The organism is Paenibacillus sp. J22R160 (assembly GCF_059692135.1).
The window spans coordinates 103,518-117,383 of the sequence record NZ_JCAUAU010000022.1 but is presented as its reverse complement, the minus strand read 5'-3'; the positions used below and the strand labels follow the sequence as shown (position 1 = coordinate 117,383).

13 protein-coding genes and 1 rRNA gene are annotated in these 13,866 nt (G+C 51.8%); all 14 read left to right on the top strand.

What is annotated here, in order from left to right; genetic code table 11:
• Nucleotides 1–110 (top strand): 5S ribosomal RNA (rrf, locus tag AC58UW_RS28455); the annotation flags it as partial.
• A gap of 421 nt (nucleotides 111–531) precedes the next feature.
• Nucleotides 532–1,152: a chromate efflux transporter ChrB gene (gene chrB / locus AC58UW_RS28450; protein WP_497423928.1), complete on the top strand. Its 621-nt coding sequence runs from the start codon at nucleotides 532–534 to the stop codon at nucleotides 1,150–1,152.
• Nucleotides 1,149–1,682, top strand: coding sequence for a chromate efflux transporter ChrA (gene chrA / locus AC58UW_RS28445; protein ID WP_497423927.1), 534 nt, complete (start codon nucleotides 1,149–1,151; stop codon nucleotides 1,680–1,682). The genes chrB and chrA overlap by 4 nt, the downstream gene beginning before the upstream one ends.
• Before the next feature lie 308 nt (nucleotides 1,683–1,990).
• Nucleotides 1,991–3,499, top strand: a complete 1,509-nt coding sequence (locus AC58UW_RS28440; protein ID WP_497423930.1) for an ABC transporter ATP-binding protein — start codon at nucleotides 1,991–1,993, stop codon at nucleotides 3,497–3,499.
• On the top strand, nucleotides 3,496–4,617 hold the full coding sequence (locus tag AC58UW_RS28435; protein WP_497423926.1) for an ABC transporter permease: 1,122 nt from the start codon (nucleotides 3,496–3,498) through the stop codon (nucleotides 4,615–4,617). The genes AC58UW_RS28440 and AC58UW_RS28435 overlap by 4 nt, the downstream gene beginning before the upstream one ends.
• Nucleotides 4,618–4,671: 54 nt before the next feature.
• Nucleotides 4,672–5,601, top strand: a complete 930-nt coding sequence (locus tag AC58UW_RS28430) for an ABC transporter permease (protein WP_497423925.1) — start codon at nucleotides 4,672–4,674, stop codon at nucleotides 5,599–5,601.
• Between the two features lie 22 nt (nucleotides 5,602–5,623).
• On the top strand, nucleotides 5,624–6,109 hold the full coding sequence (locus AC58UW_RS28425; protein ID WP_497423924.1) for a nucleoside deaminase: 486 nt from the start codon (nucleotides 5,624–5,626) through the stop codon (nucleotides 6,107–6,109).
• Between the two features lie 58 nt (nucleotides 6,110–6,167).
• On the top strand, nucleotides 6,168–6,293 hold the full coding sequence (locus AC58UW_RS28420; RefSeq protein WP_497423923.1) for a hypothetical protein: 126 nt from the start codon (nucleotides 6,168–6,170) through the stop codon (nucleotides 6,291–6,293).
• 177 nt (nucleotides 6,294–6,470) lie between these two features.
• Nucleotides 6,471–7,934, top strand: coding sequence for a factor-independent urate hydroxylase (gene pucL, locus AC58UW_RS28415; protein ID WP_497423922.1), 1,464 nt, complete (start codon nucleotides 6,471–6,473; stop codon nucleotides 7,932–7,934).
• A gap of 3 nt (nucleotides 7,935–7,937) precedes the next feature.
• A complete protein-coding gene (gene uraH, locus AC58UW_RS28410; RefSeq protein ID WP_497423921.1) occupies nucleotides 7,938–8,294 on the top strand; it encodes a hydroxyisourate hydrolase in 357 nt (118 codons plus the stop codon).
• A 48-nt stretch (nucleotides 8,295–8,342) separates the two neighbouring features.
• Nucleotides 8,343–9,740 carry an allantoinase gene (locus AC58UW_RS28405; RefSeq protein ID WP_497423920.1) on the top strand — a complete coding sequence of 466 codons (1,398 nt, stop codon included), beginning with the start codon at nucleotides 8,343–8,345 and terminating at the stop codon, nucleotides 9,738–9,740.
• Nucleotides 9,733–11,025: a M20 family metallo-hydrolase gene (locus AC58UW_RS28400; protein ID WP_497423919.1), complete on the top strand. Its 1,293-nt coding sequence runs from the start codon at nucleotides 9,733–9,735 to the stop codon at nucleotides 11,023–11,025. Before AC58UW_RS28405 ends, AC58UW_RS28400 begins: the two co-directional genes overlap by 8 nt.
• Complete coding sequence (locus AC58UW_RS28395) at nucleotides 11,012–12,256, top strand: pyridoxal-phosphate-dependent aminotransferase family protein (protein WP_497423918.1); 1,245 nt, start codon at nucleotides 11,012–11,014, stop codon at nucleotides 12,254–12,256. Before AC58UW_RS28400 ends, AC58UW_RS28395 begins: the two co-directional genes overlap by 14 nt.
• Complete coding sequence (gene ggt, locus AC58UW_RS28390) at nucleotides 12,250–13,845, top strand: gamma-glutamyltransferase (protein WP_497423917.1); 1,596 nt, start codon at nucleotides 12,250–12,252, stop codon at nucleotides 13,843–13,845. The genes AC58UW_RS28395 and ggt overlap by 7 nt, the downstream gene beginning before the upstream one ends.
• Nucleotides 13,846–13,866 lie beyond the last annotated feature (21 nt).

The window sequence follows — 13,866 nt, the reverse complement described above, 5'->3', positions numbered from 1 at the left end:
ATGATGGCGGAGGGGACCCACGCGTTCCCATCTCGAACACGACCGTTAAGCCCTCCAGCGTCGATGGTACTTGAACCGCAGGGTTCTGGGAGAGTAGAACGTTGCCAAGCACAGATGAGAAACCTTACAAGGAGAAATCCTTGTAAGGTTTTTTTGTTTATTTTCGGTGCTATTATGGGCACTCACAAAGCTTAACTGCAAAATGTACAGTAAATTTACTCCGCTATTCCCATTTTGACCGAATACCTGCATTTGCTACAGTTAAATTAAGCGAAAACGCCGGAATCGTCGGCTATAAGTGAAATTAGCTGCACTTATTACATCTGAGCTAGCTAAACAGACGATGGGAAGGATAATTACCTGCACTTTTTACAGTAAAGTGACTTTGGAGGAGTAAGATGAGAGCCCAAAGAAATCAAACATTGTTTGTCATTTTTACAAAAGTGCGGATAGAATCAAATAAATCATTTAAACTTATATTACAATAAGGCGAAGTTTGCTTTGACGCAGCCTACGTAAGTACATATATAGATGCTGAAGTTACAGCAAGAGACAGGAGTGAGGCGTGTGGGAAACACATATGCTCAGATTGGAATGGCGATGCTGCGTACAGGGATTTTGGGATATGGCGGCGGGCCGTCGATAGTCCCGTTAGTCCGGTATGAGGCAGTGACGCGCTTTCAGTGGATGAAGGATGAGGAGTTCATGGAGGTGCTGGCGATAGCGAATACGCTGCCGGGACCCATTGCAACGAAGTTGGCCGGGTATCTGGGGTATCGACTTAAAGGAACAGTTGGAGCGGCAGTTGGCGTGTTGTCACATATTGTGCCTACCTGTGTAGCGATGGTTGGGCTGTACTCGTTCATTCAATTTTTTAGTACGTCGCATGTGATCAAAGGGATGATAGCGGCTGTTGTGCCAATTGTTGCTGTGATGCTGGGGGTCATGGCGTATGAGTTTGGGGAGAAAGCCATCAAGGGATTGGGCTGGACGGCGGGTATTACTTTTTTCGTGATCTCTTTCTTGCTGCTGCAGACGTTTTCTGTGCACCCGGCGATTGTCATTTTTCTCTTCCTCCTATATGGTTCCTTCCATCATAAGCTCAAAGATAAGTGGAAGAAGAGACAGCTGGGGACTGGTGAGGACGCATGATGGAATGGTGGCATTTATTTGTTAGTTTTTTTCTGGCGAATGTGTTTGGATACGGAGGAGGGCCTTCTTCGATACCCTTGATGTATCAGGAGATCGTAACGAACCATGCATGGATGTCTAGCAGCGAGTTCTCTAACATGCTGGCGCTGGGAAATGCACTGCCGGGACCGATCGCGACGAAAATTGCCGCGTATGTCGGGTTTCAACTCGGCGGGTGGATCGGAGTATTCATCGCTGTGGCGGCAACAGTGGTTCCGTCGATTATCGCACTAATCATTTTATTGAATATGCTGCAGAAATATAAGCAATCCCCTGTGATCAAAGGGATGACGCTGCTTGTGCAGCCCGTGATCGCCATTATGATGGTGCTGGTTACATGGAGCAGCATGGTGGAATCTACTAAGGCAATCGGATATCTTCAGTTTATTGGCATAGCGGCAGTGGCTTTCTATCTCATTCAAAAGAGAAAGATCCATCCTGCTTTTGTGATTGTTGCCGGCTTTGTATACGGCGGCATATTTCTTTCCTAGTTAGCGATGAGCAAGGGAGCAGCTTCAAAACGTCTGTAGAGACGCGTTGTGGCTGTTCCTTTTTGCATTCGCGTTATGTAAGTTGACGTTACCTTTGGCGGTTAGCACAAAGTAAGAGGTATTTTTCGTATGCAGCGCTAATAAGATGTGATGTTAATTGACGTAGATTTAACCTGAACAGTATAGTGAGGAAAATGGATAGTGGTAAGCAGCAGCAGCAGATCCTTCATGGGGAGATGCTGTTTTGAGCATATACGGTTATAAGAGGAGGGGCACGCTTGAAGAAAGAGGAGCAGTATTCCGTTGAGATGATCCAGATTGTGAAGCAATTCGGCTCCGTTATCGCGAACGATGAGGTGAATTTTCGGGCAAAGGCAGGAGAAATCCATGCGCTGCTCGGGGAAAATGGTGCCGGCAAAAGCACGATGATGTGCATGCTCTCAGGGGTATACCGCCCCACACATGGCGAAATTCACTTGCATGGCGAGAAAGTGCGCATTCGTTCACCTAAGGATGCTATGCGGCTTGGAATCGGCATGGTGTTTCAAAATTTCAGGCTCGTGCAGACATTAACAGCAGCGGAGAATATCGTACTCGGGGAAACGTCCTCATTCTGGAGAGGCCCTGGATGGTTAGCTCGGAAGTCGGAGGAGATTGAGGCGATTTCGAAGCATTTTGGATTGCCGTTTCCAGTGGATCGGCCGATCTGGCAGTTATCCGTCGGCGAGCAGCAGCGGGTAGAGATTGTGAAGACGCTGTATCGCGGCGCCGACTTCATTATTTTGGATGAACCGACATCGGTCCTGACGCCAGGTGAGGTGGAGCAGTTGTTCGAAACACTGAACCGCATGAAGCAGGAAGGCAAAACCGTCATTATGACAACGCATAAGCTGAAAGAGGTGATGTTCGCTTCGGATCATATTTCCGTGATGCGCAAAGGAAAGATGATCGCAACGATGGCGAAATCAGAGACGAGCGAACGTGATTTGGCACAGCTAATGGTCGGACAAGAGAGCGTACATGCCCGAACTGTTGTGAGGGAGAAGTCAGTGGGCAACCCCATGCTAGTTGTGAGCGGTTTGAACGTTTACGCAGATTCTGGGCGTAAGGTGCTGGATGGGCTTTATTTTGATGTGAAAGCGGGGGAGATTGTCGGAGTTGCCGGCGTCTCTGGAAACGGGCAAAAGGAACTCGCGGAAGTGTTAACAGGTCTTCGCCCATGGAAAGACGGCGACATACGATTCGATGGAAAGCCGCTGCGCAATGGTTCTGTGCGAGGAGCGATCGAGCAAGGCATGGCCCACGTACCGGAAAACCGGATGAAGAGCGGGCTAGCGGGAAGTCTGGGAGCCGTCGATAACCTGCTCTTCAAAACGTACCGCTCCTCCGAACGCTCGCGCTTAGGGCTGCTTCGCACAGAGAACAATCGGAATTGGTCCCAGAAGCTTGTTGAGCTTTTTGATGTGAAAACGCCGGGCATTGATGCTCCTGTGCGTTACCTGTCGGGTGGCAATCAACAGAAGCTGCTCCTTGCTAGGGAGGTTGACCTGGAACCAAAGCTGATGGTTGCGGTGCATCCAACACAAGGGCTCGATGTCGGAGCGACAGCTGGCGTGCATGATCTGTTAGAGAGCCTGCGGAAAAAGGGGCGTTCTGTGCTGCTCATATCCGAGGACTTAGATGAGGTGCTGCAGCTGTCAGACCGGATTATAGTTATGTACGGAGGACGCATCGTGGGCAATATTCCCCGAGAGGAAGCGAACCGTGAATACATCGGTATGCTAATGGCAGGGTCAGAGGAGGAGAACGCAGGATGAGTGAACAACAAACGGCTGGAACCATTCGGGTGGAAGCGAAAGTCGTCAAGCGTGAACCGGGCTTACGCCTGCCGTTTCGTTTGGAGATTGACCCAGCGGGTCGTGAAAGTCCATGGTGGATTACAATTGTATCCATCATTCTAGCGCTGGTAGCCTGCGGTATTTTTATCTCATTGAACGGCATGAACCCGATTACCGTGTATGCCAAAATGCTAACTGGCGCTTTTGGCTCTTCCTTTGGCCTGACAGAGACGTTGGTTAAGGCGATTCCCTTACTGCTGTGCGGCTTGGGGGTATCCATTGCGTACCGGATTTCCGTGTGGAACATCGGGGCGGAAGGGCAGTTTTTGGCTGGTGCTATGGCGGCGACGGCGATAACGATCTATTTTCCACATCTGCCTATGTACCTATCAATTCCCTGTATGCTGTTGGCAAGCATTGCGGCGGGGGGACTTTGGGGGCTGTTGACGGCGATTCCGAGGACATTTTTTCAAGTCAATGAGCTGATTACTTCACTGATGCTGAATTATGTGGCACTGCTCGCCTTGAATTATGCGGTATTCGGTCCATGGAAAGATCCGAAGGGCTTCAACTTCCCAGGCTCGCCGATGTTCACTGCAGCGCAATCTTTACCTACTTTTGGCGCTTCGCGGCTCCATTTGGGCATCATTTTTGCCATTATCGGTGTGCTGCTTTATGCGTTCGTTATTCGTTATACACGTTGGGGTTATGAACTTCGACTCATTGGAGCGAATGCAGAAGCGGCGCGGAACGCAGGGATTCGGATTTCCAGGCATGTGTTGCTTGTTATGGTCATTAGCGGAGGACTGGCTGGGCTTGCTGGCATGGGGGAGGTATCGGGTGTGGCGCATCGTCTCATGTACGGTATTTCTCCGGGGTATGGGTATACGGCTATTATTGTGGCATGGCTGGCGAAGCTGAATCCGCTTAGTCTGGTGGTTTCGTCGGTGCTTTTCGGCGGACTGATTGTTGGGGGATATAGCGTGCAAACGATTGGCCTCCCGTCCTCGATTTCGTCGATGATTCAAGGAGCTATCTTGTTTTTCCTGATTGCAGGCGGTATGGCTGGGAAATTTCGCATGCGTCGCAATAGCTAAATAGCTAAAAAGCTTGCAACAACAGTGGCGATGAAGGAGAGGGGCTGAAAAGGGATGGAGATCATTACGCAATTAATTGTTTCGGCCATTTCATCGGGTACTCCGCTGCTTTTGGCCGTGTTGGGCGGGATTCTAATCGAGAGGTCTGGCATCACCCAGCTAGGAGCAGAAGGATTGATGCTGATGGGAGCGGTAACCTCTTGTCTTTTGTACATACATACCGGGAATTTAGCCTTGGCTATTCTCTGTGTTCTTGCCGTGAGCGGACTGCTGGGGCTGCTGCATGGGGTGCTGTGTATCTCGCTGCATGCCAATCAAGTGGTTTGCGGGCTGGCGATGACGATCTTCGGTACCGGTCTTAGCGCATACCTGGGGAAGCCGGTGAGCGGACATCCGCTGACCGGAGCGGTGCCGAAGCTTCATTTGGCATGGCTGGAGAATGTGCCTTTTCTGGGGAAGATTTTTGCCCATATGGACCTATTTACTTGGTTTAGTTTTGTGTTGGTGATTGTGATGCATCTGTTCATCCACAGGACTTCATGGGGGCTGCACCTGAGAGCTGTCGGGGATAATCCCGCAACCGCAGATGTCATGGGGATACCCGTTATCGCGATTCGCTACGGCTGCATCATCATCGGTTCCATGCTGATCGGTCTTGGCGGAGCAGATCTGCTGCTTGTGTACACGCCGACATGGAGTGAAGGGATGACGTCCGGGCGCGGATGGATTGCCGTGGCGCTTATTATTTTTGCCAGATGGAACCCGATTCGGGCTTTGGTGTGTGCGTATTTCTTTGGGGTTCTGGACATCCTGGGGTTCCGCGTACAGCTGATTGGAAGCCATATTCCTTCTTACTTTTTGAAAATGATTCCCTATATCGTAACCATTCTCGTTCTTATGTTCCTCGGGTGGCGTAACCGCAATAAGCCTTCAGGCGCACCGGAGGCGCTGGGTGTGCCCTACATTAGGGAGCAAAGATTTTAAGCGAAAATGAGGAGGATAGCAGATGAATGAACCAGAAAACCACTTATTCTATTTAAAAAGATGCGTTGAACTCTCTCTGTTAGCCAGAAAGTCTGGCAATACCCCATTTGGTGCGGTGCTGGTAGGCCCGACGGGGGAAATCCTTTTGGAGCAAGGCAATATTGAAATAACCGAATCCAACTGTACGGGGCATGCTGAAACTACGTTGATGGAGGCGGCCTCGAAAAAATATACCAAGGCAATGCTATGGGCATGCACGCTGTATACTTCAGCAGAGCCGTGTGCTATGTGTGCGGGCTCCATTTATTGGGGCAATGTGGGGCGCGTCGTCTATGGCATTTCGGAGACGCGCTTGGCTGAATTGACTGGGGCGGATGAGCAGAACCCGACGCTGGATTTGCCGTGTCGTGTGATTTTTGCTAGAGGAAGTAAACCGATTCAAGTTATCGGACCGGTTCCAGAGATTGAGGCGGAGGCTGTTGCGGCGCATGCTGGTTATTGGAAGTAAAAGATAAAGTATCCCATTAGGGTGAGCCAGCAGGGAGGGCATTTACGCAACTGTAACGATGTTTCTCATCGTTATAGCGAGCAGCTGTCCCAGCGGAGAAACTGCAGCGATGAAAAACATCGCTGGAGGCAATAAAGAGTCGCTGAACAACCGCGAATTAGTGGTCAAAAAGGAAAGCCGTTAGGGAAGAACTCCTTGTCCCTAGCGGCTTTTTTTGCAATTTCACAAAAAAAGTTTCTGATGTTATGAAACTTTACAAACTTCTTTCATATAAATTGACCCATGGGGATGACGCATTTACAATGAAACAAATCTTGATCAAGAATGGATAACATTTACATAGTCATCGAGGTGATGGGTAGTGGCGCTTACGCTTCAGGAAGTGAATGAACTGAGTCTGAAAGGGTTCGTCGAGGCCTTAGGCCCTTTGTTTGAACACTCCCCTTGGGTGGCGGAGCGGGCGTGGAGTGCTAGGCCCTTTGCAGGAAGACAGGATCTGATCAGCAGTCTGGAAAGGGAGGTATGGCGCGCGGATCGGGAAGAGCAGTTGGCTCTGCTGCGCGCCCACCCAGATTTGGGAACACGAGTTCGCATGACGGATCACTCCATAAATGAGCAGGCCGGAGCGGGTCTTAACCAGTTATCACCGGAAGAGTATGATCAGTTTCTCCAGCTTAACAAGCAGTACACGGAGGCTTTTCAGTTTCCGTTCATCATGGCCGTCAAGGGTCAGACCAAGGATGTAATTCGCGAAGCACTGAGCCATCGCATTCATCGAGAGGTGAAGGAGGAGATGGGCAAGGCTTTACAGGAGGTTTGCAAAATCGGGCGGTTTCGCCTAGAGGCAATGCTGGTAGACGAAGCGGAGGGGAAAGCGATGAAGAACGGAACTGAGAGAATCATGTACTACGGAAAAGGCGATGTATGGGTGTACAGGTCCTACGCAAAGCCGCTAACCAATCTTACGTTAATACCTGAATCGGGTTTTGTGGGACGAGATAATATACTTTTTGGGATGAATATCAAGGTGGCGGTTAGCGGAGAGAAGTTTTTCACTTCTTTTACAGAAGGGGATAACACGCTGGTTGTGGCAACGGACTCCATGAAAAACTTCATCCTGCGAAAGGCTGGAGAATATGAAGGGGCAACGGCTGAAGGATTTCTCGCATTCGCAAGCCGTAAGCTGCTAGAGACATATCCTCAGATGACAGGCGTGAAAATGACGGCCGACCAAGTCGCTTTTGATGTGCTGCCGGTACCGGGAGCCCAAGGCTTCGAGAATGGGAATCTGGTCTACCGGTATTCACAAAATGAGCATCCGACAGCCAAGGTTGAGATCACACGGACGGAAGAGGGCATCGCTATTCTGGAGCATGAAGGCGGAATTGCCGATCTGAAGCTAATCAAGGTGAAGGGCAGTTCATTCGCTGGCTTCGTACGAGATGAGTATACAACACTACCAGAATCTTATGACCGCCCGCTATTTATTTTCCTAGATATCGCTTGGATCTATGAGGAGGTCGAAGATGCGCTCGACTCGGATCTGGGACGCTATGTTGCTGCTGAACAAATTCGGGACATCGCACATACTGTCTTTCATGAGCAGCACTCGCCATCGATCCAAAATCTCATCTATCGCATCGGACAGCGCGCGTTACTTAGGTTTCCACAGTTAAAAGAGGTTCGGTTCGAATCGAATAACCGGACTTGGGAAACGATTCTGGAACAGGCCACGGCAGGTGAAGGAAAGGTGTTCACAGAGCCTAGACCGCCGTATGGATTTCAAGGCTTTTCGATGACAAAGCGTGATCTGGAGGGTCTATAAGCTATGAGCGCTGGACTAACAACGCACGTTCTGGATGTTAGCCAAGGCAGACCTGCACAAGCTGTACGCATTGAGTTGTACCGTCTTCAAGAGGGAAAGGCAGAGCTTCTTAGCGTGGAGGTCACGAATGCGGACGGCCGGTTGCAGGGGCCGATGTTAAGCGGGGAAGATTTTGCAGCTGGAACCTATGAGTTAGTTTTCCATGTCGGTGATTACTTCAGGGAGACGGGAGTCCTTCTATCCGATCCTCCTTTTCTAGATCAAGTGCCAATCCGGTTCGGCGTTGCGGCAGCAGGAAGCCATTATCATGTCCCTCTCTTGATCGCGCCATGGGGATATAACACATATAGAGGAAGCTAGTGATTGGTAAAAAGCGTGGCTATATCTACGTCCGAGGGAGGATTTCGCATGGATGATAAACAGTTTGACCTCGTAATTCGCAATGGTACCGTTGTCCTCATGGATGCTGTGCGGCATGTAGATATCGGTATTCTGGGCGGCAAGATTGCTGCGCTAGGCGAAAACCTCAAATATTCGGAGCAAACGCCTGTTTACGAGGCGGAGCACCTGCATATTCTGCCCGGCATGATAGATGCGCACGTTCATTTCAACGAACCGGCGCTGGGCCACTGGGAGGGGTTCGCGACAGGTTCGGCAGCTCTCGCAGCTGGCGGCTGTACAACATTTATCGATATGCCGCTTAACGGCGTCCCTCCAACTGTAAGGCTTAGCGCTTTAGAACAAAAGCTGGAAGCAGCTGCAGGACACTGCTTGGTCGATTATGCGCTGTGGGGCGGATTGGTTCCGGGCAATACCCGGAATCTGCAGGAGCTGGCGGAAGCCGGTGTCATTGGCTTCAAGGCTTTCATGTCTTGTCCCGGCGGAGAAGGGGAAGATATTTTCGCTGAGGTGGACGACGTAACCCTCTTTAGAGGGATGCAGGAGATCGCCCGCCTGGGTCTGGTGCTCGCTCTTCACGCTGAAAGCGAAGAGATCGTATCGAGGCGAGCCGCTAAGGCTCAGGCGGAAGGCAGACGCGGAGCGCTCGACTTCGTCGCAACGAGACCGATTGCTGCGGAGCTGGAAGCGGTGAACCGTGCGCTGTACTACGCAGAGCAAACGGGCTGCCCGCTGCACTTCGTGCATATTTCCAGCGCGGAAGGTGTGCAGGCCATCACGGAGGCGAAGGCCAAGGGGCTAGACGTCACGGTGGAAACGTGTCCGCATTATTTGGCACTGACCAGCGCGGACTTGGTGCAGCTGGGACCGGTTGCGAAGTGCGCGCCTCCACTGCGCACGGCGGAAGATCAAGACCGGCTATGGGCGGAGCTGATGGCCGGGCGGCTCGACATCCTCGCTTCGGACCATTCCCCATGCCCGACTTCCATGAAGCAGGGGGACTTCTTCGAAGCGTGGGGCGGCATCTCCGGGGCGCAGAGCTCCATGGAGCTGATGCTGGATGAAGGGCATCTTCGCAGAAATGTGCCGCTGCCTGAGCTGTCGAGGATGCTGTCGCTTGAGCCTGCCAAGCGTTATGGACTGTATCCTCGCAAGGGGGTGATTGCTGTCGGAGCGGATGCCGACTTCGCACTGGTTGATATGAGCAGAGGCTATACTCTGCAGGTGAATGATTTGCTTTACCGCCACAAACATAGTCCCTATGTGGGGCGGACGTTTGGGTGCCGTGTGAAGGCGACATTTTGCCGGGGAAGCAAGGTATATGAGCTTGGAGAAGGAGTTGCGGAGACGGCTGATGGCGCGTGGTTACGCCGTGCTGTGATTGTTGGAGGTGAGGTCGGTGGCTAAAAGGGTACCGAATTCACGCGATCTGCTGTCCCAATTCGGAGTGCGGATGCTTGAGGAGTTGGAGGAGCTTTCCTCGTACGGGGCTGATGCCGAAGGTGGAGTGACTCGGCTGCTGTATACAGACCCATGGCTGCAGGCGCAGCGAGCGATTGTTGGCAAAATGCAGCAACTGGGGCTGGAGGCCGGTTTCGATGCGGTTGGCAATGTATTTGGCACATTGCCAGGTAGTCAGTCTGACTCGAAGCCTATACTGACGGGATCGCATATCGATACGGTTAAAAACGGCGGCAAGTACGATGGCGCATTCGGTGTCATCGCTTCGATGATGGCACTCGGTTATTTGAAAGCAGCTTACGGGACACCGAAGCGGACATTAGAAGCTGTCTCGTTCTGTGAAGAAGAGGGAAGCCGATTCCCGTTGGCCTACTGGGGCTCAGGGCATGTCACGGGCGCAAGATCCTTGCTGCTTGCGGCGGAGATAACCGATCAGGGCGGCGTTACTTTGCTTGAGGCGATGCGGCAAGCAGGCTTTGATGCCACAGCGAATGGGCAGCAGTATCCGGCCAAGCGCGAATTAATTGGCGGCTATATCGAAATTCATATCGAGCAAGGTTCTATTTTAACCTATAAAAAGAAACAAATCGGCATTGTAACAGCCATCGTTGGCCAAATTCGACTGACCGTACAGGTAACAGGCAGCTGCAATCATGCGGGAACAACGCCGATGAAGATGCGCAAGGATGCGCTTGCGGGAGCAGCAGAAATGGTAGTGCTAACGGAGCAGATGGCACTTGAGGCAGGAGACCTGCTTGTTGCTACTGTGGGGCGTTTGGAAGTGAAGCGGGGAACCTCGAATGTGGTGCCTGGAGAAGTGGAGTTCACACTAGATATTAGGCATACTGACGAGCCGGAGATGCGTACATTTTGTGTAAGATTGCTAACAAAGCTCGAAGAAATCGCGATGCGAAGAGGGCTTACTATAGAGACGGTTCAAAATTTACATGCTTCGCCGGTCGCTATGCAGGAAAGCATTTGGAAAGAAATTGAGGCTGCCTGTGAAGCCGGCGGATTTCAGCATATGCGGCTGCCGAGCGGCGCAGGACATGATGCTCAGCTGTTCGGACCGATATGTCCGTCAGCGATGATTTTCGTGCCAAGTGTCGGCGGTATAAGCCACAGTCCTGAGGAATTTACGGAAGCGGATGATCTGATCGCCGGATTTCACACACTGGTTCACGTGTTGTACCAATATGGCTATGGGGGAAAAGCAGATGAAATTCTATAAGGACTTATCGCCCTCGCTGAGAACCATAATGACCCCCGGACCTGTTGAGGTCGACCCACGGGTGCTTCGTGCAATGTCGTATCCGATTCTGGGGCAGTTCGATCCGGAATTCACAGAACTGATGAATGAAACAATGGAAATGCTTCGCGATGTGTTTCAAACGAGCAATCAATGGGCTTATCCGGTAGATGGCACATCGCGTTCCGGCATTGAAGCTGTACTTATAAGTGTCATTGAACCAGGAGATAAGGTGCTTGTTCCTATTTATGGGCGTTTCGGTCATCTGCTTGTGGAAATCTCTGAACGCTGCGGCGCAGAGGTTCTTATGTTGGAGCGGGAGTGGGGTTCTGTTTTCGACACAAAAGAGATCATAGACGCGATCCAAAGGGAAAAGCCGAGCATCGTCGCGATGGTCCACGGCGAAACGTCCACGGGCTGCATCCAACCATTGGATGGCATTGGCGCAGCATGTCGGGAAGTAGATGCGCTGCTTGTCGTGGATGCAGTAGCAACAATTGGCGGTGTCCCGGTCCATACGGATGCTTGGCAGCTCGATGCTGTCATCGGCGGGACGCAGAAGTGCCTGTCCGTCCCAGCGGGGATGTCGCCGATTACCTATAATGATCGAGTCGAAGCCAAAGTGTTACGACGCAAAACGATCGAGCGGGGGCTGCGCGAGCAAGGGGCGGCTGTTTCTAACTTGAAGCCTGTGGCGAGTAACTATTTTGACCTCGGCATGCTGCAGGATTACTGGAGCTCGAAGCGGCTTAATCATCATACGGAAGCGACATCCATGCTCTATGCTTTGCGCGAAGGGCTGCGCCTAGTCCTGCAGGAGGGGCTGGAGGAACGCTACCGTCGTCATAGGCGTCATGAAGCTGCGCTGGTCGCCGGCCTGCAAGCCATGGGGCTTACGCTGTACGGGGACCCTGACTGTAAGCTGCCGGTCGTAACCTGCATCCGTATTCCGGATGGGATGGACGGCGAGTCTGTACGTTCCATGCTGCTGAATACATTCGGGATTGAGATTGCCAGCTCTTTTGGGCCGCTGAAAGGTCAAATCTGGCGAATCGGCACGATGGGTTTTAGTTGTAATCAAAAAAACGTGCTCCATGTTCTTGGTGCGCTGGAGGCTGTTCTCCTCTGGCACAGAGCCGAAGTGAACGTTGGTGCAGCGCTGCAAGCGGCCCTTAATCAATATGCTCGTAAGGAGGAGGAACAGCCATGTTAAACATCATGCCGCGAGCGGAACGTGCCATGGTTGCAACGCCTCATTATTTGGCTAGCAGTGTGGGGAGCGCTATTTTGCAGCAGGGAGGCAATGCTTTTGACAGTGCGATTGCGATTAGCGCGACACTCGGCGTTGTATACCCGCACATGACGGGCATTGGCGGAGATGCGTTCTTCCTGATGTATGATGCAGCAACAGGTACCTATACGGGCTTCAACGGAAGCGGGAAGTCTGCTGCGTTGGCGGCACCTGAATTATACGGGGCCAAAGGCTTGCAAGCGATTCCGCAGAGAGGGATTCTGAGCGCGATCACGGTGCCGGGCATGGTCGACGCCTGGTGGCAGGTGTGGGAGAAATTCGGCAGACTGCCTTGGGAGAAGCTGCTGGAACCCGCAATTGCCTATGCGGAGAAGGGATTTCCGATTTCACGGAATTTACGCTTCTGGATGAAGAAGGATGAAGCGTTCATTCGGTCCTCTGAACAGCTTAGCGCGTTATATATGGCTGGCGGCGAGCTTTTGAAAGAAGGAGATCGACTGGTTCAGAAAGAGATGGCTGAGACGCTGCGCCAGATTGGGCAGGATGGCCGGGATACTTTCTACAATGGCGCTGTCATGAAGGCAGTTGTGGAAAGTCTGCAGCGGGACGGCGGATTGCTGCAGGAGGAAGATTTCGAGAGTCATGCCGGAGAATGGGTACAACCGCTCTCTGCCACGTACCGTGGATATGAGATTCATCAAATGCCACCCAACTCGCAAGGATTCACAGCGCTAATGATGATGAATATGCTAGAAAATATTGAGGTAAGCGCGGTTCCCAGAGCTTCAGCCAACTTTTATCACATCATGTCAGAAATTATTAAAAAGGCGTTTAAAGACCGTGATCTGTATTTGACAGATCCGAACTTTCGGGAAATTCCGCTGGAGCGTCTGCTGTCCAAGGCTTATGCCAAGGAGCTCTGGCAGGCGATAGAAGAAGAGCCGTTTAAGGCAAGTGAGCATTTATCTCCGGCAATCGGCCAAGATACGGCTTATGCGGCTGTGGTTGACGAGGCGGGGAATTCCGTTTCCTTTATTCAAAGCTTGTATTTCGACTTTGGCGCTGCGTATGTGCCGGGGGATACGGGGATTATTATGCAAAACAGGGGCTCCTTCTTCTCGCTGGACCCTGCTTGCGCGAACGTCCTGGAACCCCAAAAAAGGTCGTTCCACACGTTAATGCCGGCTATTGTCAGCAAGGAAGGTAAGCCCTACATGTTATATGGCACCCAAGGCGGGGAGGGTCAGCCGCAAACGCAGCTTTCCATTCTGACTGGCGTGTTGGACTATGGACTGACGATTCAAGAAGCTATAGCACTGCCCCGTTGGGTCTACGGACGCACGTGGGGGGAAGACGGAGATGCTCTCAAGCTTGAGCATCGTCTGGATGATGACGTGTATGCCCGTCTCCAAAGATGGGGACATCGGGTAGAGCCAGTGAAAGCATGGGATGGCCTTATGGGGCAAGCGCAAGGGATTGTCATTGATGAGATGGGTTTTATGAGCGGAGCTGCGGATCCGCGAGGTGACGGTTTAGCAATCGGCTGGTAAGACCATGATGCCATATAAGCG

What these genes read in the sequence shown, in the direction of transcription:
- AC58UW_RS28395 (WP_497423918.1), top strand. Translation starts at nt 11,012, where the DNA reads ATGAAATTCTATAAGGACTTATCGCCCTCGCTGAGAACCATAATGACC.
- ggt (WP_497423917.1), top strand. Translation starts at nt 12,250, where the DNA reads ATGTTAAACATCATGCCGCGAGCGGAACGTGCCATGGTTGCAACGCCT.
- chrB (WP_497423928.1), top strand. Translation starts at nt 532, where the DNA reads ATGCTGAAGTTACAGCAAGAGACAGGAGTGAGGCGTGTGGGAAACACA.
- AC58UW_RS28405 (WP_497423920.1), top strand. Translation starts at nt 8,343, where the DNA reads ATGGATGATAAACAGTTTGACCTCGTAATTCGCAATGGTACCGTTGTC.
- AC58UW_RS28420 (WP_497423923.1), top strand. Translation starts at nt 6,168, where the DNA reads ATGTTTCTCATCGTTATAGCGAGCAGCTGTCCCAGCGGAGAAACTGCA.
- AC58UW_RS28430 (WP_497423925.1), top strand. Translation starts at nt 4,672, where the DNA reads ATGGAGATCATTACGCAATTAATTGTTTCGGCCATTTCATCGGGTACT.
- AC58UW_RS28440 (WP_497423930.1), top strand. Translation starts at nt 1,991, where the DNA reads ATGATCCAGATTGTGAAGCAATTCGGCTCCGTTATCGCGAACGATGAG.
- AC58UW_RS28425 (WP_497423924.1), top strand. Translation starts at nt 5,624, where the DNA reads ATGAATGAACCAGAAAACCACTTATTCTATTTAAAAAGATGCGTTGAA.
- uraH (WP_497423921.1), top strand. Translation starts at nt 7,938, where the DNA reads ATGAGCGCTGGACTAACAACGCACGTTCTGGATGTTAGCCAAGGCAGA.
- AC58UW_RS28435 (WP_497423926.1), top strand. Translation starts at nt 3,496, where the DNA reads ATGAGTGAACAACAAACGGCTGGAACCATTCGGGTGGAAGCGAAAGTC.
- chrA (WP_497423927.1), top strand. Translation starts at nt 1,149, where the DNA reads ATGATGGAATGGTGGCATTTATTTGTTAGTTTTTTTCTGGCGAATGTG.